The sequence below is a fragment of the Lacticaseibacillus mingshuiensis genome (assembly GCF_016861785.1).
GTDB classification, from domain to species: domain Bacteria; phylum Bacillota; class Bacilli; order Lactobacillales; family Lactobacillaceae; genus Lacticaseibacillus; species Lacticaseibacillus mingshuiensis.
Genome location: NZ_BOLS01000008.1, coordinates 83,833 through 102,933, shown reverse-complemented (window position 1 = coordinate 102,933; position 19,101 = coordinate 83,833). Strand labels below are relative to the sequence as shown.

Annotated in this window: 20 protein-coding genes; 17 read left to right on the top strand and 3 right to left on the bottom strand. The window is 55.6% G+C overall.

Annotated features, from left to right (window positions below):
• Nucleotides 1-25 precede the first annotated feature (25 nt).
• The 4 genes from JUE67_RS06670 to JUE67_RS06655 all read left to right on the top strand — a co-directional run bounded on the left by JUE67_RS06670 (nucleotide 26) and on the right by JUE67_RS06655 (nucleotide 4,934).
• Nucleotides 26-2,323 carry an ATP-binding cassette domain-containing protein gene (locus tag JUE67_RS06670; RefSeq protein ID WP_203626346.1) on the top strand — a complete coding sequence of 766 codons (2,298 nt, stop codon included), beginning with the start codon at nucleotides 26-28 and terminating at the stop codon, nucleotides 2,321-2,323.
• A gap of 212 nt (nucleotides 2,324-2,535) precedes the next feature.
• Complete coding sequence (locus JUE67_RS06665; protein WP_203626347.1) at nucleotides 2,536-2,991, top strand: MarR family winged helix-turn-helix transcriptional regulator; 456 nt, start codon at nucleotides 2,536-2,538, stop codon at nucleotides 2,989-2,991.
• A 1-nt stretch (nucleotide 2,992) separates the two neighbouring features.
• Nucleotides 2,993-3,961 carry an amidohydrolase family protein gene (locus tag JUE67_RS06660; RefSeq protein ID WP_203626348.1) on the top strand — a complete coding sequence of 323 codons (969 nt, stop codon included), beginning with the start codon at nucleotides 2,993-2,995 and terminating at the stop codon, nucleotides 3,959-3,961.
• Between the two features lie 22 nt (nucleotides 3,962-3,983).
• On the top strand, nucleotides 3,984-4,934 hold the full coding sequence (locus tag JUE67_RS06655) for a zinc-binding dehydrogenase (RefSeq protein ID WP_203626349.1): 951 nt from the start codon (nucleotides 3,984-3,986) through the stop codon (nucleotides 4,932-4,934).
• Nucleotides 4,935-5,423: 489 nt separating this feature from the next.
• Here JUE67_RS06655 and JUE67_RS06650 read toward each other — a convergent pair whose 3' ends face one another.
• Nucleotides 5,424-5,600: a hypothetical protein gene (locus tag JUE67_RS06650; RefSeq protein ID WP_203626350.1), complete on the bottom strand. Its 177-nt coding sequence runs from the start codon at nucleotides 5,598-5,600 to the stop codon at nucleotides 5,424-5,426.
• Nucleotides 5,601-5,892: 292 nt separating this feature from the next.
• Here JUE67_RS06650 and JUE67_RS06645 point away from each other — a divergent pair, with 292 nt between their 5' ends.
• From JUE67_RS06645 to pcp, 3 genes are read left to right on the top strand one after another with little or no spacing between them, the layout of a single operon-like run.
• Nucleotides 5,893-6,564 carry a DUF969 domain-containing protein gene (locus JUE67_RS06645; RefSeq protein ID WP_125695848.1) on the top strand — a complete coding sequence of 224 codons (672 nt, stop codon included), beginning with the start codon at nucleotides 5,893-5,895 and terminating at the stop codon, nucleotides 6,562-6,564.
• On the top strand, nucleotides 6,564-7,478 hold the full coding sequence (locus tag JUE67_RS06640) for a DUF979 domain-containing protein (RefSeq protein ID WP_203626351.1): 915 nt from the start codon (nucleotides 6,564-6,566) through the stop codon (nucleotides 7,476-7,478). Before JUE67_RS06645 ends, JUE67_RS06640 begins: the two co-directional genes overlap by 1 nt.
• Nucleotides 7,479-7,496: 18 nt before the next feature.
• Nucleotides 7,497-8,144, top strand: a complete 648-nt coding sequence (pcp, locus tag JUE67_RS06635) for a pyroglutamyl-peptidase I (RefSeq protein WP_125695846.1) — start codon at nucleotides 7,497-7,499, stop codon at nucleotides 8,142-8,144.
• A 66-nt stretch (nucleotides 8,145-8,210) separates the two neighbouring features.
• Here pcp and JUE67_RS06630 read toward each other — a convergent pair whose 3' ends face one another.
• A complete protein-coding gene (locus tag JUE67_RS06630) occupies nucleotides 8,211-8,765 on the bottom strand; it encodes a GNAT family N-acetyltransferase (protein WP_203637082.1) in 555 nt (184 codons plus the stop codon).
• Between the two features lie 325 nt (nucleotides 8,766-9,090).
• On the opposite strand from JUE67_RS06630, the gene JUE67_RS06625 reads away from it, so the two are divergent.
• The 4 genes from JUE67_RS06625 (at nucleotide 9,091) to JUE67_RS06610 (ending at nucleotide 12,228) form a co-directional block, all read left to right on the top strand.
• On the top strand, nucleotides 9,091-9,828 hold the full coding sequence (locus tag JUE67_RS06625; protein WP_203626353.1) for a GntR family transcriptional regulator: 738 nt from the start codon (nucleotides 9,091-9,093) through the stop codon (nucleotides 9,826-9,828).
• Between the two features lie 122 nt (nucleotides 9,829-9,950).
• Nucleotides 9,951-10,814: a PTS sugar transporter subunit IIB gene (locus JUE67_RS06620; RefSeq protein WP_164510024.1), complete on the top strand. Its 864-nt coding sequence runs from the start codon at nucleotides 9,951-9,953 to the stop codon at nucleotides 10,812-10,814.
• A gap of 67 nt (nucleotides 10,815-10,881) precedes the next feature.
• A complete protein-coding gene (locus JUE67_RS06615; protein ID WP_125695842.1) occupies nucleotides 10,882-11,190 on the top strand; it encodes a hypothetical protein in 309 nt (102 codons plus the stop codon).
• A 159-nt stretch (nucleotides 11,191-11,349) separates the two neighbouring features.
• Nucleotides 11,350-12,228, top strand: a complete 879-nt coding sequence (locus JUE67_RS06610; RefSeq protein ID WP_203637081.1) for a metal ABC transporter solute-binding protein, Zn/Mn family — start codon at nucleotides 11,350-11,352, stop codon at nucleotides 12,226-12,228.
• Between the two features lie 36 nt (nucleotides 12,229-12,264).
• On the opposite strand, the gene JUE67_RS06605 is transcribed toward JUE67_RS06610, so the two are convergent.
• Entirely contained in the window at nucleotides 12,265-13,056 is a 792-nt protein-coding gene (locus JUE67_RS06605; RefSeq protein ID WP_203626355.1) for a Cof-type HAD-IIB family hydrolase, read from the bottom strand.
• 100 nt (nucleotides 13,057-13,156) lie between these two features.
• Here JUE67_RS06605 and JUE67_RS06600 point away from each other — a divergent pair, with 100 nt between their 5' ends.
• The 6 genes from JUE67_RS06600 (at nucleotide 13,157) to JUE67_RS06575 (ending at nucleotide 18,927) form a co-directional block, all read left to right on the top strand.
• Entirely contained in the window at nucleotides 13,157-14,014 is an 858-nt protein-coding gene (locus JUE67_RS06600) for an aminoglycoside 6-adenylyltransferase (RefSeq protein WP_203626356.1), read from the top strand.
• Nucleotides 14,007-14,465 carry a GNAT family N-acetyltransferase gene (locus tag JUE67_RS06595; RefSeq protein WP_203637080.1) on the top strand — a complete coding sequence of 153 codons (459 nt, stop codon included), beginning with the start codon at nucleotides 14,007-14,009 and terminating at the stop codon, nucleotides 14,463-14,465. Before JUE67_RS06600 ends, JUE67_RS06595 begins: the two co-directional genes overlap by 8 nt.
• A gap of 270 nt (nucleotides 14,466-14,735) precedes the next feature.
• A complete protein-coding gene (gene efp / locus JUE67_RS06590) occupies nucleotides 14,736-15,293 on the top strand; it encodes an elongation factor P (RefSeq protein ID WP_125695837.1) in 558 nt (185 codons plus the stop codon).
• Between the two features lie 263 nt (nucleotides 15,294-15,556).
• Nucleotides 15,557-16,222 carry a histidine phosphatase family protein gene (locus JUE67_RS06585; RefSeq protein ID WP_203626358.1) on the top strand — a complete coding sequence of 222 codons (666 nt, stop codon included), beginning with the start codon at nucleotides 15,557-15,559 and terminating at the stop codon, nucleotides 16,220-16,222.
• 343 nt (nucleotides 16,223-16,565) lie between these two features.
• Entirely contained in the window at nucleotides 16,566-17,540 is a 975-nt protein-coding gene (locus JUE67_RS06580; RefSeq protein ID WP_203626359.1) for an ABC transporter substrate-binding protein, read from the top strand.
• A gap of 430 nt (nucleotides 17,541-17,970) precedes the next feature.
• Entirely contained in the window at nucleotides 17,971-18,927 is a 957-nt protein-coding gene (locus JUE67_RS06575; protein WP_203626360.1) for an ABC transporter substrate-binding protein, read from the top strand.
• Nucleotides 18,928-19,101: the final 174 nt, after the last annotated feature.

The window sequence follows — 19,101 nt, the reverse complement described above, 5'->3', positions numbered from 1 at the left end:
TGTCAACAGGTAGAGGAGGGACGACTTGACAGAGCTATTTGCAGATGGCGCCATTAATATTCATGGCGCACGAGAAAATAATTTAAAAAATATCGACTTGGCGATTCCCAAACATCAGACGACGGTGTTTGCGGGGTTGTCAGGGGCAGGCAAATCCTCGCTTGTTTTCGACACGTTGGCGGCGGTCTCGCGGCGTGAGCTCAACGAGACGTTTCCGAGCTTTACGCAGCAGTATTTGCCAAAATACGGTCAGCCCGAGGTTGATCAGATCGATCATCTGCCTGTCGCGATCGTGGTCGAGCAAAAACCGATCGGCCGCAATGCCCGGTCGACGGTGGCAACATACACGGGCATCTATTCTGTGCTGCGCCTGATGTTTTCCCGGGTCGGCAAGCCCTGGGTCGGCTACTCTGAATGGTTCTCCTTCAATTTGCCGCAGGGGATGTGTCCAAACTGTGAGGGTTTAGGCTTTGTCGATGTGGTCGACGAGCACCAGCTGATCGATCCGGACAAGTCGCTGAACGAAGGCGCGATGACGTTTGCCGGTTTTCAGCCAGGCACGTGGCGCTGGAGTGAATATGGTGATAGCGGCCTTTTTGATCTCGATAAAAAAATCAAGGATTATACGAAAGAGGAATATGACCTCTTCATGCATGCCCCGCGGCAGAAACTTAAGAATCCGCCGGCGGAGTGGGGTCGCACTGCATTATATGAGGGCCTTGTCCCGCGGATGATGCGCTCGGTGATTCACAGCGCGTCGGGTCGACATCATCAAGCCGCGTTGGCTAAGATCGTCAGTCGCCAGCCTTGTCCGGTCTGCCATGGCTCGCGGCTCAACCAAGACGCATTGAAGGCGACGATCGAAGGCAAAAATATTGCGGAAGTGGGGGCCATGGACCTGGTCACTGTTTTGCAGTATTTGGCCACGATCAAGAATCCGATCGCCGCGACAATGGTTCGCGAGTTGCGCAGTAAGGTGCAGGCCCTTGTGGATATTGGGCTGGGGTATCTGTCGCTGGATCGCGGCACGGATACGCTGTCGGGCGGTGAGGCCCAGCGCATCAAGATCGCCAAGTTTTTGACGAGCTCGTTATCGGATCTGGTCTATGTCCTCGATGAACCGAGTGTCGGTCTGCATCCGCATGATCTTCAGCTGATCACGCGCTCGCTGGCCAAGCTTAAGGCGCAGGGCAACACGATCGTTTTGGTCGACCACAATCCGGCGATCATTCGCGCGGCGGATTATGTCGTCGAGATCGGGCCAAAAGCCGGTCAGGGCGGCGGCGAGGTCACGTTCACCGGCACTTATCAGGCGCTTTTGGCCTCGGATACCATCACCGGCCAAATGTTGCGGGAGCCGCTGACGTTCCAAGAGCCGCGGGTGGGGCGAAATTGGCTTGAGGTCGCACATGTGACCAACCACAATTTGCACGATGTCAGCGCCCGCATTCCTGAAGGCGTGATGACCGTGATCTCTGGGCCGGCAGGGTCTGGGAAAAGTACGTTGGTCCGGGCAATTAAAGACAAGGTCGCCGATCAGGATTATATCGATCTGAGCCAAGACGCGGTGGGCATCAACATTCGGTCGACGCCAGCCACGTATCTTGGCATCTTGAATCCGCTGCGCAAATTGTTTGCGGATGCCAATCACGTCTCACCACAACTTTTCAGCTATAACGGCAAAGGCGCGTGTCCCCGGTGTAAGGGCAAAGGCGTGACAATCACCGAAATGGCCTTCATGGATCCGGTCATTCAGCGCTGTGAGTTGTGCGGCGGCAAGCGCTACAGTCAAGAGGCCTTGCAGTATAACTATCACGGCAAGGACATTGCGGAAGTGCTGGGGATGTCGATCAGCGAAACGCTTGCCTTTTTCAAGGATGTCCCGGCGATCGATAGCAAGGTTCAGCTCCTGGAGCGGGTCGGGCTTGGTTATCTGAATTTGAGCCAAGGTATGACGACGCTATCGGGTGGCGAGGTGCAGCGGGTCAAGCTGGCGATGGAGTTGGATCACCAAGGGTCGCTGTATTTCCTCGATGAGCCAACGACGGGACTGCATTTGAACGACACCAAGCGCCTGATCGACTTGTTTGAGACCTTGGTCGAACGCGGCAATACGCTGATCTTGATCGAGCATAATCTGGCATTGATCAGTCACGCGGATTGGCTCGTGGACATGGGGCCGGACGCCGGTAAATACGGCGGGCAGATCTGTTTTGAGGGGACACCCGAAGCCAGCATGCAGCACGAGGCCTCCAGAACCGGGGTGGCGCTTCGTCAGCAATTGGCTCAGCAGGAAGCAGACCAGAAAAATGCCGAGCGCTAGAAGGCACATCGGTTTGTGGCGTTGCTGTTGGCATGCCACACAACTATTTTGAAACGCACAGATAAGTCGGACCTAAGCGCGACGCTTGCGCAATGGGTCCGACTTTTTTGCATCCAGCATCGTCGTTCTTTGGCGGCGCGTCCTGCGACAATTTAGTTGCGCACGCAAATAAATGAGACTATACTATGTCCGTTGAGAAAGGTTGTGTTTACATGCAAGAGACCGACGAGACTGCCATCAGCAAATGGTTGGTGATCGCGGGCCGACAGATCAGCCAGCACCTTGGCCAACAATTGGCCGAATTAGGGATCAGCGCGAGCCAGTATATTTTTCTTCTGAAGATTCATGAGCTGCCTGGCATCACGCAAAAAGATCTGGTCGCCAAGGAGTTTCTGGACCCCAGCAACGTCACCCGGGCAATCAAGCAACTGGAAGCGCAGGGTCTTGTCACACGGGTCCCGGATCCGAGCGATAAACGGGCGTTCCTGTTGACGCTGACGGCGCAGGGGGAGGCCCTGTATCCGAAGATTAGGGCGCTGCTCGATGCGGAAGAACAGCTGCTTCGCGATGAAGTCGGCCAGGCTGTGCCGGGATTTGACGCCCAGCGGTTTTTGGCCGCGCTACAGATTATCGGCCGCTTGCATGGCGACACAGATAAGGAGCACTAATATGAAGATCATTACAGTTGAAGAGCATTTTGATACACAAGCCAACGTCCAGAATTTCAAGAAGTATTCGAAGGTGCCGAACAACAACCCACACCAAGACGCGCTGAATCACGATCTGACCGATTTTGCCAGCCGCATTTCGTATATGGATAAAAATGGCATCGCGATGCAGGTCATCTCGGATGCCGGCAATTCCCCGCAAGTGTTGCCCGACAACATGGTGGTGGCGGCAAGCCGCGAGCAAAATGACACGCTGGCAGAAGGACTTGCGGCGTATCCAGACCGCTTGGCTGGGTTGGCTGTGTTGCCAGCGGCGTTGCCGGACGCGGCCGCAGACGAGTTGACGCGTGCCGTGACCAAGCTGGGCCTTAAAGGTGGCATCATCAGCGGCTCCGTGAATGGGGAGTTTCTGGATGCGCCGCGGTTTGACCCGATCTTCGCGGCTGCCGAGGCACTGGATGTTCCGCTTTACTTACATCCCGGCGTGATCACTGACACGCAAAAGGTGACGCTGTATGACAGTACTAGCTATTCCCCGCTGATGGCGACGATGCTGGCCGGGGCCGCATGGGGCTGGCATCAAGAGCAGGGGATTCAGATGGTGCGGCTGATCTTTGGCGGCGTTTTGGAGAAACATCCGAAACTGAAATTGGTGTCCGGTCACTGGGGCGAATTTGTGCCGATGTTTTTGGAGCGGCTGGACGAATTTGGCAAGGTCAGCACCTTGAGCCAGCCATTTTCCGCGTATTACAAGCGCCAGGTCTATGTGACGCCATCGGGGATGTACACGGCCCCACAACTTGCGCTCGTCAAGGCGGAAATGGGCGCCGACCATTTGCTGGATGCCGAGGATTATCCGTACATCAAGCGAGAAGGCGGCGTTGCGGAATTCGTCGCGAATGCCGAGATGAGTGCGCCTGAGCGTGAGGCCTTTGCGCACGGCACCGCCGAAAAATTGTTCAAGTTATAATCTACAGGGGAGGTTTTTGTTCATGAAAGCAATTGTGATCACCAACGCCGGCGAGCCAGAAGCGTTGCAGCTCAAGGACGTGCCAACACCGACCGTGAAGCCGGGATGGAGTCTGGTTCAGATCAAAGGATTTGGCATCAACCGCTCTGAGATCTTTACCCGCAACGGTTGGTCGCCTTCTGTCAATTTTCCGCGGATTCTCGGTATCGAGGGGGTCGGTCTCATCGCGGCGACCAGCGATCCCGCGCACTTGCCAGTTGGTCAAAAAGTGATCTCGCTGATGGGCGGCATGGGGCGCGACTTCGATGGCAGTTACGCGGAATATGCATTATTGCCCAATAAGCAGCTCTATCCGGTTCAGACGGATCTGCCTTGGCCAGAACTGGCGGCGATTCCCGAGACTTATTTCACCGCGTATGGATCGCTGTTGAATCTGAAGATCACGCAGGCGAAAACGCTGCTGGTGCGAGCGGCCACGAGCGGTGTTGGCGTGGCGGCCTTGAAGCTGGCCAAAGCGATGAACCCGGGTATCGTTGTGACTGGTTCGACCCGCAAGCCTGAGAAATTGGCACGGGTGCGTGAGGTCGGCTTTGATGACGCAATCTTGGAAACGGCGGGGCAGCTGGCCACAGATGGGCACTTTGATGCGATTCTTGAGTTGGTCGGTCCGAAGACCTTGATGAACTCCTTGCCACTGCTCACGGTCGGCGGCATCTGCTGCATGACCGGTGAGCTGGGCGGTGAGTGGACGGTGCCGGATTTTGAGGTCTTCTCAATTCCAAGTGGTGCCTATTTGACCAATTTTAGCTCCGACTCGGCCAATGCCGAAAATGTGCAGGCGATGCTGGATGTGATCACAGCACACCACATCGACACAACGCCGACCAAAGTCTTTGATCTGGCCCATACCGGCGAGGCCCAAGCATTTTTGGACAGCCAGGAGAGCTTTGGCAAGGTTGTTGTCTTGCCCTGAACGATATTTGACGGGGGCCTGCGAGGATCGATGCTACAGAAACTGATCGGTATGCCGATTCTTATTGGGGAGGAGGATATGGAAGCAATTTGTCTTCTCACTTTTTGCGCCGCAGCCTTGATTTCTGCGCAATCAATAAGATAGTTTTTTCTCCGAGCACACCTCTCTTTCTGAACCTTGTCTAGGGTCATTGAAACATTGGAAAGGCCACTGACTTTTCACTGGGTCAGCGGGCGCCTTGCTTTCGGTATCTGTTCATGGCCAGTTTCAAAAAGTTGTTGAGGGCTGTTGGATCTGCCCAGTAGTGTTGAATATTCGTTGAAACAGCGCAAAAAGGCAGGCCCTTCAAATGCAACGCCTGCCTATCAATGAGACGATCATTCGACACTACTTGACCCAGAGCCACAAAGCTGTGATCTAACTGTATTGATTGTCACCAAAGCTTTTTTGAACGATAAAGAATCGCTTGGGGGTCTTGGTCTGTGGTGTTCAATGATACGTTCCGAGAATCACGGCCTTGAGTGCGCGATGCCACCGCCCTTTTTTCTCAGTATCCATTCTGGCGCGTATAACAACCTCCCCTATCGCAACGAAGCCGTCAAAGTCTATGAAGAAAGCGCCTATGACAACTATAAAACCCGCCACACACCATTCAATCAAATTCATAGTGCTCCTCCTTTCGGCATTACCCATCTATGTCGTATTTTAGCACGCATCAAATGATTGCGAAAGAAAACGCTTTCAGCTCGCCTTTCTTCCACAAATTATTGGTGTCTTAAGGGAACATGATACGCAAGGCAAACTAACGGAGACGTTCTACACGCAATTGCACAATTTACCTGGTCATCCCAAATTGGCTAGGCTCTGAAACAGAAGACGCTACTTGCATCAATTTGACGCAGGTAGCGCCTTTCGCGTATCGTAAAGATAATTAACTGCCTGAGGAGGCGCACGCAAGATGGAATACCTCAAACTACTCGGCATTGTGATCATCGTCGTCGGTTTTGCCCTTAAATGGGATACGACGGCGGTGGTCGTGGTGTCGGCAATCGTCACGGCCCTTTTTTCCGGGATGAGTGTGATGGAGCTGCTCAATACCCTAGGAACCGCGTTTATGACCAATCGGCCCGTGTCATTGTTTTTCCTGACGCTGCCGATGATTGGGTTGGCGGAGCGTTATGGGCTCAAGGAAGTGGCTGTCAACGGCATTCGCAAACTGAAGAAAATGACGCCGAGCCGGATTCTCAATTTGTATCTGGCGGTTCGCGAGCTCGGTGGGGTGTTTGGCATCTCGCTGTCCGGCCAGGTGCAGTTCGTTCGACCGCTGATCACGCCGATGGTGACGGCCGCCGCTGAAGTCCGGCGGAAACTGACGCCAAAAGACATCGACCTGATCAAGGGGCGTGCGGCAGCGGTCGATAATTTCGGGAACTTTTTTGCCCAGAACCTGTTCGTTGCGTCGGGGTCGGTCCTGTTGATCTCGAGCACGATGGAATCGCTGAAATACACGGTCACGCCGATTCAGGTCGTGACGCGGTCGATTCCGGTGGCCCTGGTCACCCTGGTCATTGTCTATATTTATAACGTCTTATTCGATCGGCGTTTTAAAGCGACGAAGGGGGCGGCATAATGGTCGACAATTTATTGATCGTTTTGTATGCCCTCATTGGGATCTTGATGGCTGTCGCCGGGACCGAGGCATTCAAGGCCAAAGATAATCCGACCCGCTATGGGACTGGCACATTTTGGTGGTTGCTGGCGCTAATTTTTGCGTTGGGCAATTTCATGCCACATTGGCTGATCGGCGCGATGATCATCGTGATCGGGGCGCTGGCGCTGTTCAAGCAGATTCAGGTCGGCAAGTTACCTCAGATCGATGACGAAAAGGCGGAGGCGGCCGCCAAACAGTTTGGCTGGCGCATTTTTCTGCCCAGCATCGTGATGGCGGTCGTGTCGATCTGCGTCGCCCAGTTCACGGCGCTCGGTGGCCAGGTCGGCATCGGAATCGGTGCAATCACGGCGCTTTTGCTTGTGATCGTGATGACCAAGGCCCCAGCCAAAATGGTGTACACGGACACGCAACGGATGGTGCGCTCAGTGGGGGCGCCTGGGATCTTGCCACAGCTGCTCGCGACGTTGGGCGCGGTGTTTACCGCGGCCGGCGTTGGCGACCTGACCGCGAAGCTGATCGCCGGAATCTTACCGGCCGGCAATCATTTGGTCGGGGTCGTGTTATACTGTGTCGCGATGGCACTGTTCACGATGATCATGGGCAACGCGTTTGCGGCGTTTGCCGTGATCACCGCGGCGATCGGGATTCCGTTTGTCATCGCGCAAGGCGGCGAGCCAGCGACTGTTGCGGCGATCGGTATGACTGCGGGCTATTGCGGGACGCTGCTGACTCCCATGGCGGCGAATTTCAACAGCCTGCCTGTCGCGCTTCAGGAAATGGAAGATCCGATGGGCGTCATCAAGCAACAAGCCCCAATTGCAATCATTTTGCTGGTGGTGCAGATCGCGCTGATGTATTTCCTGGCATTTTAACGAAAAGAGGACATGATCATGAAAATTCTTGTGACGGGGTTCGATCCTTTTGGCACGGATAAGATCAATCCGGCGATCGAGGCTGTGAAGCGGCTGCCGGATGAGATTCACGGCGCTCAGATCGTGAAGCTGGAGATTCCCACCAAGTTCAATATTTCGGCCGACGTGGTAAAGGCGGCGATCGAAAAAGAGCAGCCGGATTACGTGCTGGATGTCGGGCAGGCAGGCGGGCGGTTTGGCCTGACGCCGGAGCGAGTGGCAATCAACCTCGACGACGGACGCATCGCCGACAACGCGGGCTATCAGCCATTCAATCACACGATTCACGAGGATGGGGACACGGCCTATTTCACCCAGCTGCCGATCAAGGCGATGGCAAAGGCGATTCGCGAGGCTGGCGTGCCGTCTGCGGTGTCGAACACAGCGGGGACGTATGTCTGCAACCATATCATGTATCAGGTTCAATACATGCGCGATAAGTTCTTCCCAGGCATCAAGGCAGGCTTCATCCACATTCCATTCTTGCCGGAACAGGTCGTGGCTCGGCCCGAGACGCCTTCGATGGCGCTTGAAGACATGGTGCGCGGGCTGACCGCAGCAATCGGCGCCATTGTGGACCGCGATGGCAAAGGTGACATCGAGACTGTTGAAGGGACTATCGCATAGGGACCCAGACCTGAGATCCGTTCAACTCAAATAAAAGCGCGCACCCCCAAATGAGGATGCGCGCTTTTATTTGCCCAGCCGTGCGAATTGCTGGTGAAATAGAAAATATTTCCAGCCTGCATATTTCTTGGTCAAGTCACGATATTCGTCTGGGCTGACCCGACCCGGCCGACACATCAGTTCATAATCGACCCCGAACTCTGTCACCTGCCAACCGCTGGAGACGAAACCATTATTTTCATAAAATTCCCGACGGCGCTGGCGTGTCAACGCGTTTGGCGCATCGGCATCGAGCACCTCAGCATTGAGCAAGAGGCGGGCAGTCGGGCGGCCAGCCGCCACGGCCTCCAAGATCTGACTGCCATAGCCTTTGCCGCGCAGTCTGTCGTCCACAGCCAAAAACATCAGGTAAGCCAGATCGCCAGACGTGACTAGATAACTGAAGCCCACAAACTGATGGTCGTGGTAATAGGCGACAAATTCATTGCCAGGGCGTTGCCCCGCCCGCAACAAGCTGCGCAGTGGGGCGCGCTCCGCCGCGGGGAAAGCGCTGAGATAAAGCCGCTTGATCAGCGGATAATCCTTCATTTGCCGAATGACCGGTGCATATGTCAGTCGCATTTTCCCACGTCCTTTCTCATGGCACATATTGGCTTTATTATAAACGATTCCAGAGCAGCGATACAAAGTTCCTCGATATCTGGGTATTTTTGACCAGGCATCAGGTGGGGCGCAGTGCAAATGCGCACACGTCTTGTTGCGTTGGAATCGTCATGATAGCTGAGTGGATCGCCGCCGCATCGCCGCCTGCCGCCCATCAGTGACCGTCCGGCTCAAACTAATGGTGGTTACCGCAGCGAAAGTCTATACTTTGTTTGCTATTTCAGTTCATTTCACATTGATACTAGGTTATAATCATTATGAATGCGGTTTCGTGTTTTGTGAAATGGAAGGGATCAACGTCGTGAGTCTACCAAAATATCAACAGGTCGCTGCGACCATGCGCAAGCGAATCAAAGAACATGCGTATGCGCCAAAGAGCCTGTTGCCGGATCAAAATACATTAGCCAAAGAATTTGGCGTCAGCCGTCTGACCATCAAAAAGGCGCTGGACGGCTTGGCTCAGGAGGGCTTGATCTATAAGCAATCTGGGGTCGGGACCGTGGTGCTTGGCATCGCCCTTGAAAATGGGGAAGACTCGCCGGCCGAGCGGTTCGATGGCCTGACCAAGTTGGTGGGAAGCGCCCATGTCCGCTCGAAGATTCTGAAGTTCGACATCACTTTTCCCTCGCCGAAGGTTCAAAAACAGTTGGTGATCGGCCCAGATGATCCTGTTTATGACATTCGCCGGTTGCGCCTGATCGACGGCGAGCCGTGGATCATCGAACACACCTATTTTCGCGTGAAAATGGTGCCCAATCTCACCCACAAGATTCTCGAGCACTCGATCTACGCATACATCAATAACGACCTGCACCTGAAATTTGGTGGGGCCTATCGCCGCATCGGTGCGACCTTGACCACCCAGGAGGATATCGACAATCTGGGCGGCAAAGAAGGCGAGCCGGTTCTTCAAGTCGAGCAGGTGGTGTGGTTGACGACGGGCCAGAATATCGAGTATTCGATCAGTCGAAATTTGGCGCGCAACCGCTCGTACACGGTGCTGGATATCAATCAGAACTAAAATGAGAGCTGGCGGCGCGAACCCCGGCTTTTTTGAATTCGAAAAGATCAGAAAGGCGGCGCGCGGTGAATATCTTTGTGTGTTGTGCAGGAGGCGGCTCCTCCAGCTTATTTTGCCAGCGAATGGCGACGGGGTTTCAGCAGCATGACCCCAATCTCTCAGCTAGTTTTACCGATGCGCAGGCGATGCTGACGCGGCCGACGGATTTTCGCGCCGACCTCAACTTTGCTTATGGTGGGGAAGGGGCGATTCGCCCGGACACGGCCTTTGAGATGGGGACGGTGTTTGATGCGGTGCTCGTGGCGCCCCAGGTCCGCTACCGCACCCCGTTTTTGAAGCAGATGCTCCATGACTATCCCATTGTGGTCGCGGATATTCCCGGCCGCCTGTTTGGCATGATGGATGCGGTCAAGGGCGCGGACCTGTTGCGCGGGGTGTTGATCACGCTGGATCTGATGCACGGCTACCAGTCTGGCTTCGCGTTTGGCAGCAAGCGCGGCGATAAGGACCTGGAGCTGCTGGTCTACGGCACCGCCAGCCAAAGCAAGAAGCTCCAGCAGGCCCTCACCCTTTTGAAAAATCGTGGGATCATGCCGCTTTGTGAGCGATTTGATATCGATGCACTATATGATTTTCACCCGCAGCGTGATTTTGATGTGCGGATGCTGTTTGGGGCGGTCTTCAAAAATGATGCGATCGCCAAAGTCGCGCGGCGCGTTGATGGCGTCGTGCTGTTTGAACAGAATCCGCACGCGCGCCGGCAGCCGCAATGGTATGACGATTACCGGATTCCCAGCCGCCGCCTGGCCATGGACCTGTTGAACGACAAGGCGGATCCACATGTGTTGGCCGATCAGCTGCTGGATTTTCTGCTGGAGGTGGACCTTGTCGCAGAGGCGACCTCTGGTGTTTCGGTGGCGCGCTTTGAGACCCCACCGCCGCCGCGGGTGCGCAAGCATTTTGGCATTTTCAGCTGGTATGCCTGATGCGAGTATTGATTGGTGTTTTTCCCGGCGTCCTCAGCTATACTGAAAGAGAAAGGAAGCCGCGAAGATGAGCAAGCGAAATGATGAGCGAATGGCGTTGGTCCAAGATGTGTTGGACCGACTTTGCGAAAAGATGCGTGTCCATTCCAGCTCGCTGGTGTACTTGGACTATGATTTTACGGCCGATGAGATCGACCAACTCAACCAGTTCATGCTTGGTCAGACCGTGGCTGAGCATGCTGTTTCGGTGCGGACGCTGGGGAGGCTGATTCAGACGGTGAAGCCCGCGCTGGACACCGACTCGGGCCAACTGGTCGCCGGGCGGCTGATCGCGGCCTGGCTTGAAGAAGGCATGTTTCAAGGCATTTTGGGCTAACGCAAAACAAGTGACTCTATTTTCCGGCCTGCGCCAGGCGATCTCTGGCGTATGCCGGTTTTTTTTACGCTATGCCCGGCCGTTATGCCAAAGCCAAAGTTGGGCGATGCAGAGGGCAAACGTTTGGTATAGTAGAGATAAGGAAACGGGGGCACGTTGATGAAAAAACGACTCACTTGGCTAATGGCAGCGGTCTTGCTGCTACTTTTGACCGCATGCGGCAGCCCGCAAGCCCAAAACGGCAAAATGACCGTGGTCGCCACGCTGGATTTTTACGGTGAAGTGGCGCAGGCGGTCGGCGGCAAGCATGTGCGCGTGGTCTCGGTGATCGATGACCCGGCCATCGACCCGCATGATTACGAACCCACGACGGCGGTGGCAAAAGAGGTCGCCGGCGCGAAGCTGATCTTGGCAAATGGCCTGGGGTATGACAGTTGGATGGACCGGGTCGTGGCGGGCGGCGACAAAACCGCCGATTATTTGAAGGTCGGCGAGCAGCTGCTGAAAAAGAAGGATGGCGCCAATGAGCATTTATGGTACGACCCGACCACGATGCCGAAGCTCGCGAATGCGCTGGCTGCTCGCTTTGCAAAGCTGGATCCGACGCATGCCAGTGATTATGCGGCCAACGCCAAGGCGTATCTGAAAAAATTGGCCCCGCTCACGGCCTTGGTGGCGCGCCTGAAAACACAATTGAGCGGACAGGCTGCGGCGCAGTCGGAACCGGTTTTTGGCTACAGCTTGGATGCACTGGGCATTCGCGAGGTCGCCGGCCATTTTGCCAAAGCAATCGAGGATGGCACCGATCCATCGCCGCAGGATGTCGAAGGGCTTCAACGCGCCTTCGCCCAGCATCGCGTCGCCTTTTTTGTCATCAATACCCAAGCCGACAGTCGCGTCGTCGACGAAGCGACCGCCAGCGCAAAAAAAGCGGGCGTGCCAGTCCTCAAGGTGACCGAGACATTGCCCGCCGGAAAAACCTATATCAGTTGGATGATGAGCCAGTACGACGCATTGGCTGATCTGAAGCTTCCTTGAGGCCGGCAAATGCGCGGCCTTTTTTCACGTGCCGGCTCACAGGCCCAGCACTTGCATCATGTCGCTGAGCACACCCTGGTCCTGGTTTGACGGGGCGATCACATCGGCGTGACGCTTCACCGTTTCGCTGCCATTGGCCATCACCACCGCCCGGCCAGCGGCATCGAGCATGGAAATGTCATTGCCGCCATCGCCGTATGTGCACATCTCGGCCTCACTGATGCCGAGCGCTTTGCCCAGCTCCCGCAGGCCACTTGCCTTATCGACGCCTTTGGGGATGATGTCGATGTCGCCGCGCCCGCTTGAGGTGGGATTGGCAAACGCCGCCATTTCGCGCTGCCACCGCGCCATCAGCGGCTCTGTGTCTTCTGCACGGCAGTTGACCATCACCTTCACCACTTGATGCGCGACGGGGATGAAATCATCGACCACCGTCAAATGCGGGCACCATTCATGTTGGCCCGCGATCACAGCTGCCGGCTCGCGGCTGAGCATATAGCTCATGTCCGGCGTTGCCAGCAGTAAGTGGCAATCCGGCAGCGGCATCACGAGCTCGATCAGCTTTTTGGCGATGTCATCGGAAAACGCGTTGATGGCATAAGTTTGGTCGGGGCCGGCAACCACGCCGCCATTTTCGGCCACGAAGTAAGTCGCCGGGAAGTTTTTGAAAATGCGCTGCAACCGCGGCTTTTGATTGCCACTGGCGGCGACGAAGATCTGCCCGTTTTTTCGCATCGCTTCTTGAATGCGGGCAAAGCGGGCCTCGTCGAAATCCTGGCTGGGGCGCAAAAAAGTGCCGTCCATGTCAGCCGCAAATAATTTGATCATTGGTTTCACCTCGGCCAGATGATACCACAAGGCGAGAGCGGTTTCATCATTAGTGATAGAATAGCAGTCAAAGTCAAACACAAATTGAGGAGCTGATAAGGTGGATGCACTCGAGCGGATTCTGAAACAGGCGGGCCAGGATGCCAATGTGGTGGCGGTGGGCACAGAAGGGTCAACCAATGATGGCCAGGTGGCTGGTGACCGCTGGACGGATCTGGATGTGACCGTGTTTGTCGACAAGTTGGACCCAACGGCTGGCTGGCAGTGGCTCACGCTGCTTGGCGAGCCGACGAATGTTCAGTATTTGAAAGATGAGGCCATTTTCGGGCCAAACACAAGCACCTGGTATAGCTGGCTGACGCGTTATTCGGGGACCATGCGCATGGACTTCAAGATGGCCCCGGCTGAAGACGAGGCAGCGTATTTGGAAGATGACACGCTGAATGCGATCGTCTGGCGGCGCGGGTTGGGCAAGGTCTCGCCGCGGCCGACCAGCGCGGCGAGTCATTTCATCGGCTTGCCGGATCAGGCGCTGTTCACCGACCGCATCATCGAGTTTTATTGGTGCGCCGGGAATGTGATCAAAGGCCTGTCCCGGGGCAACTTGATGTACGCCAACGAACAATTCAACCACTATGTGCGTCCTGAGCTCATTCGGCTTTTTGCCTGGCGCGCCAGCCTTGCCCGCGGGGGACGCTTCGATGCGGGGGTCTCTGGAAAATTCGTGTGGCACAGTCTGAGTCTTGCGGAGCAAAAAGCGGTGGCCGCGACGTATCACCAGGACAGTCTGGCCAACGCGCGCGCCAGCCTGATCCACGCCATCGCGCTGTACAACAGCGAATTGCCGGATCTGGCCGCAGGTTTGGCGCTGGACCTGCCAGAACGGTTGTCCGCGACCCAGCATCAATTTGTCGATTGGTTTGCGGACGAGACACTGTGGGCGCAATTGGATGACTGAGATCACGATCAAGGAAACAGCGGCCCTGACACCCGCGGAATTATTGACCATCATGGCCGCGCGGGTGCGTGTTTTTGTGGTAGAGCAAAATTGTCCCTATCAGGAAGTCGATGATAAAGACTATCAGGCGGTCCATGTCATGCTGCGCGAAAATGGGGCGCTGGTCGCATATGGCCGCCTCGTGCCGCATGATGATGGAAAGGCCATTTCTTTTGGCCGGGTGCTGGTGGTACGGTCGGCGCGCGGCCGCGGCCTTGCGCGTGAGTTGGTGGCGACCCTGCTCAGTGAGCTCGCGACACGCTATCCCAGCCGGCCGGTCAAGATTCAAGCCCAGGCGTATCTGCAAGCCTTTTACGGCTTGTTTGGGTTTCGTGCCGTTTCCGATGTCTATCTGGAAGACGGTATTCCGCATGTGGATATGGTGCTGGACAAAACAGCGGCCGCAAGATGACGGCAGGGTGACCCGCAATTTTTCGCGTTTTTGCGCGCAAGGCGGGCCTCATTCAATCGATTTTTCCGCAACTGGTAAAGCGGCGCCATCTCACGTATAATCGATTTGTATCCGGCGCTCGGATGCCGGGAAGGAGTATGTCGATGTTCATGTATTTTTCTGGGCTTGGACATGCCCTCGTAATGCCGCTTCCGCCGCCTGTAGCGGGCAGTGTGTGCGGACAAGACAAGTGAACGTGGGCGCGGCCCACAAGAAAGGAAGTTTCATCCAATGACGACAGCAATCGACCTGCGTGCAGGCATGACTTATGAAAAAGACGGTAAATTGATCAAGGTCCTTGAAAGCAATCACCACAAGCCAGGCAAGGGCAACACCCTGATGCAGCTCAAGCTTTACGATATTCGCAGCGGCTCCACCGTGCAGACCACGATGCGCCCAAGCGAAAAGATCGAGCTGGCCGAAATGGTCACCAAGACCGTTCAGTATCTGTATACCCAAGATGACCTGGCCTATTTCATGGACATGGAATCATTTGAGCAATACGAACTGCCAACCGCCAGCATCGAGCACGAGGCAAAATATCTGCTGGAAAATATGCAGGTGGAGATCGAATTCTACGGCACCGAAGTCATCGGCATCATTTTGCCTGGCACGGTCAACCTGAAAGTCACCGAGACCCAGCCAAGCATCAAAGGCGGCTCCGTGACAGGCGGCGGCAAGCCAGCCACCCTTGAGACTGGCCTGGTCGTCAACGTGCCAGACTTCATCTCAAACGGCGAGACCATCACCGTTTCAACCGCAAACGGCACCTACCAAAAGCGCGCCTAATAGACTAGTTTCGCAAAAGAGCTGCCAAGTGCGGCTCTTTTTTGTCGGGTGCGCAGGCCTGCGGGATGGTGGGGTAGCTAGATGTCTCCGGCATGCGGGCCGGCGCCCATCTGTATCTTGGAAAAGCATGGCGCAACATCCCAATAATTACTGAGATCCAATGATGGTTTCCGCGGCCAATGTCTCCATTGGCCAGTGCCCACCCGGGAGAACTCGCCACCCAAGTCTTTCGCTGCGGTATAATTGGCGGCAGGAGGCATGACATGACTGAATTTTATTTTGTACGACACGGCCAGACCACGATCAATCGGCGTAAGGCATTCAACGGGGGCCTCAGCGACTCGCCGCTCACAACGCTTGGCGTCACCGCGGCACAGGAAGTCGGCCAGGCGCTTTCGTCTGTCCAGTTTACCCAGGTGTTGGCTTCGAGCATGCCGCGTGCGGTGGCGACCGCGAATTGGATCATGGCCGCCAATGAATTTCGCGCGCAAACGCCGCTTCAGCCGGTTGCGGGCCTGCGCGAGATGAAACTCGGTCAATGGGACGGCCGGACCGTCGCAGAAGTCAATGATGACGCGCGCGTTGAGATCTACATGACCGATACCGTGCGCTTTGATGCGGAGGTCGCTTCGGTGATCGGCAGCGAAACGTATCGCGCCGCCTTGACGCGGAGCCTGGCTGTGATCCAGACGGCCCGCGCGACCTATCCGACGGGCAAGATTCTGGTCGTGGGCCACGGCATCATCTTTTTGCTGCTACTTAACACGCTGGTCGGGGTCCGGTTTTCTGACCTACGCCACCACAAGATCGTGAAAAATGCGACCGTCACGAAACTCGTCACACGGGACGGCAAAAATTTTGAAAAGCGCTTCTGGGGCCTGCCTGCCGCGGATTTGTCTGATTTTATTCAAAATAATTCGAAAAAGTGAGTTGACAGTGGGCGAAGGTCCGTGTATCTTAGTCCACATACCAGCGCAACAGCGCATGGCAAGGAGTGTTGATGATGAAAAACATGAAACCAACACAGTTGAATTCCGTTTATTACTACGGCTATTACGGATAGCGGCTTGCATTCGCCGATTGGATGCAAACCGCGCGCAGGTTTGCATCCATGATGGTCGTAGCATTTAACATGCATACGAAGGCCACATGGATGAGGATTTCACCCATGTGGCCATTTTCTTTCCGGAAAGAATCTGTTGGCCAGCTGCAGGGGTGAAACCTTGCAACTGGCCTTTTCTGTTGCCACAGACATTTTTGGAGGAAAAAATCATGAAGCTAACTCACCTTTTGACCACTTTAACCGCATTGTCCCTCGCCGTTGTGTTGGGCGCTTGCTCCAGCAGCAGCGCCACCGCCGCCAAGAAAGACGGCACCGTCAAGATCGGCATTCTGCAACTGATCAATCAAAGCGCGCTGAATGATGCGCGCAAAGGTTTTGAAGAAGAGCTTGCGGCAAATGGCTACAAGGGCAGCAAGATCAAAATCGATTACGTCAATGCCCAGGGCGATCAGTCAAATCTCCAGTCGATGAGCCAGCGCCTCGCCGCCGACAAGAATGACTTGAACCTTGCCATCGCGACCCCGGCGGCCCAGGCCTTGGCCAAAGCCGATTCAAAGACCCCACTGCTGTTCACCGCGATCACCGATCCAACCTCGGCCGGCCTGGTGACCGACACGAAGGCCCCAGATAAAAACGCGACGGGCGTCACCGACATGGTAGATGTGAAGGGCCAGATCGATTTCACTCACAAGCTGTTTCCAAAGGCCAAGAAGATCGGGTTGCTCTACAATGCGGCGGAGCAGAATTCTGTTTTCCAGATCAAACTCGCGGAAGTTGAGATCAAAAAGTTGGGGTTGACCGCCGTTGTGAAGACTGCGGCGACGACCAATGATGTGCAGCAGGCGACCGAAGCACTGGCTGCCCAGGCGGATGCGATCTACATTCCGACCGACAACAATGCCGCAGCGGCGATGCCAACGATCGGCAAGATCTCCCAAAAGCTTGCGGTGCCAGTCATCAACGCCGACGCCACGATGATTCCGATCGCCGGGGTCGCCACGCAAGGCATCAACTACGAAGACCTCGGCCGGCAGACCGCGAAGATGGCGATCAAGATCCTCAAGGGCAAGAAGGTCTCCGAGTTGCCAGTTGAGGCGCCGGCGAAAGTTCGCCTGGTCACCAACAAGACGCGCATGGCCCAGTTCAACCTGACGGAGGCCGATGTGACGGCCGCCGCCAAATAATTTTTCCTGGCAGAGGCGAACGCTGGCGCCCGCGTCCGCACTGGAAAAGTTCCTCCTGACCGAACAAGTTTTGCGGAAAAAGTTGTGTGGTTCCTCAAAGTTAAGGTTGACATGAGAAAACAGTCACGTTATTCTCATTCATGAACACCGCTATTGGTGTAAAGGAGTGCTGTTCATGAGAAACCTAATGTCAACACAACTAAATCACAACTTTTTCGCCGGCTTTTTCGGATAGCGGTTTGCATCGTGGGATGCAAGCCGCGGCTTGCATCCATGATGGCCGGCACTCATTAAAGTGCAATCAACTCGCCACATGGACAGGGAATGTTCCATGTGGCCTTTTCTTTTTCCGGAAGAAGATCAATTGGCCAGCCACATGGGCGCATTTCCCCCAGTGGCTGGCTTTTTGCCATTCTCAGGAGGAAAAATGATGAAAACAAAGCTTTTGACACTGGCAGTTGCGGCGGTGGCCGCACTGAGTTTATCAGCCTGCAGCAAAACGGCCCAGGCCAAGGATGACACGGTGAAGGTCGGCATTTTGCAATTGATCGACCAGACGGCGCTGACCCAGGCGCGCAAGGGGTTTGAGGACGGGTTGGCGCAGGCTGGCTACAAGGGCAGCAAGATCAAGATCGATTACCTGAACGCGCAAGGCGACCAGGCGAACCTACAGACGATGAGTCAGCGGCTCAAGAGCGATCAAAACGATCTGAACCTCGCGATTGCCACGCCGGCTGCCCAGGCGCTGCAGAAAGGCGATCCCGACACGCCACTGCTTTTTACGGCGGTCACCGATCCTGTTTCCGCGAACCTGACCAAATCAAAGGCTGATCCTAGCAGCAACGCCACCGGTACCATCGACATGGTGGATATCCCGGAACAGATCGGGTACATGCACCGTCTTTTTCCCAAAGCCAAAACAGTCGGCATGATCTATAACGCCGCCGAGCAGAACTCGGTCGTGCAGATCAAATTGGCCAAGGCCGCGGTGAAAAAACTCGGCTTGAAAGTCACAACGACGACCGTTGCCAGCACCAAAGATGTGCAGTCGGCGACTGAGGCCTTGATGAACCGCTGCGATGTTGTGTATGCGCCAACGGACAACACGGTGGCGGCTGCGATGAAGACCGTCGCCAAGGTGTCACTGAAGATGAAGGTGCCGGTCGTTCCGGCGGCATCCACGATGGTCGAGGACGGCGGGGTCGCCAGCATCGGCATCGATTATTACAAATTGGGTGTGCAGACCGCGAAGATGGCCGTGAAAATTCTGCAGGGCAAGAAGGTTCAAGACCTGCCTGTTGAAAGTCCAGCGCAGACCTCGGTGATCAAAAACAAGACGATGATGAAGGCGTTTGGCCTGACGGATGCGGACGTCGCAAATGACTGACCGCAACTTGGCCACTGACTGCGTGCGAAATGGTGGCCGCTCAGCGGTCGCCGCATGACGCGGTCGCGACTTGGCCCAGCCGGCTGACCGCAAACGGCTTTTGCCGCGCACCACATCTGGGCGAACGGAACCCATTTTTCCACCGCAAGTCTGACAAATTATTGGAGGATCGAA

Excerpts from the sequence above, each read along its gene's own strand:
- JUE67_RS06665 (WP_203626347.1), top strand. The coding sequence starts at position 2,536 with ATGCAAGAGACCGACGAGACTGCCATCAGCAAATGGTTGGTGATCGCG.
- JUE67_RS06660 (WP_203626348.1), top strand. The coding sequence starts at position 2,993 with ATGAAGATCATTACAGTTGAAGAGCATTTTGATACACAAGCCAACGTC.
- JUE67_RS06655 (WP_203626349.1), top strand. The coding sequence starts at position 3,984 with ATGAAAGCAATTGTGATCACCAACGCCGGCGAGCCAGAAGCGTTGCAG.
- JUE67_RS06650 (WP_203626350.1), bottom strand. The coding sequence starts at position 5,600 with ATGAATTTGATTGAATGGTGTGTGGCGGGTTTTATAGTTGTCATAGGC.
- JUE67_RS06645 (WP_125695848.1), top strand. The coding sequence starts at position 5,893 with ATGGAATACCTCAAACTACTCGGCATTGTGATCATCGTCGTCGGTTTT.
- JUE67_RS06640 (WP_203626351.1), top strand. The coding sequence starts at position 6,564 with ATGGTCGACAATTTATTGATCGTTTTGTATGCCCTCATTGGGATCTTG.
- pcp (WP_125695846.1), top strand. The coding sequence starts at position 7,497 with ATGAAAATTCTTGTGACGGGGTTCGATCCTTTTGGCACGGATAAGATC.
- JUE67_RS06630 (WP_203637082.1), bottom strand. The coding sequence starts at position 8,765 with ATGCGACTGACATATGCACCGGTCATTCGGCAAATGAAGGATTATCCG.
- JUE67_RS06625 (WP_203626353.1), top strand. The coding sequence starts at position 9,091 with ATGGAAGGGATCAACGTCGTGAGTCTACCAAAATATCAACAGGTCGCT.
- JUE67_RS06620 (WP_164510024.1), top strand. The coding sequence starts at position 9,951 with ATGGCGACGGGGTTTCAGCAGCATGACCCCAATCTCTCAGCTAGTTTT.
- JUE67_RS06615 (WP_125695842.1), top strand. The coding sequence starts at position 10,882 with ATGAGCAAGCGAAATGATGAGCGAATGGCGTTGGTCCAAGATGTGTTG.
- JUE67_RS06610 (WP_203637081.1), top strand. The coding sequence starts at position 11,350 with ATGAAAAAACGACTCACTTGGCTAATGGCAGCGGTCTTGCTGCTACTT.
- JUE67_RS06605 (WP_203626355.1), bottom strand. The coding sequence starts at position 13,056 with ATGATCAAATTATTTGCGGCTGACATGGACGGCACTTTTTTGCGCCCC.
- JUE67_RS06595 (WP_203637080.1), top strand. The coding sequence starts at position 14,007 with ATGACTGAGATCACGATCAAGGAAACAGCGGCCCTGACACCCGCGGAA.
- efp (WP_125695837.1), top strand. The coding sequence starts at position 14,736 with ATGACGACAGCAATCGACCTGCGTGCAGGCATGACTTATGAAAAAGAC.
- JUE67_RS06585 (WP_203626358.1), top strand. The coding sequence starts at position 15,557 with ATGACTGAATTTTATTTTGTACGACACGGCCAGACCACGATCAATCGG.
- JUE67_RS06580 (WP_203626359.1), top strand. The coding sequence starts at position 16,566 with ATGAAGCTAACTCACCTTTTGACCACTTTAACCGCATTGTCCCTCGCC.
- JUE67_RS06575 (WP_203626360.1), top strand. The coding sequence starts at position 17,971 with ATGAAAACAAAGCTTTTGACACTGGCAGTTGCGGCGGTGGCCGCACTG.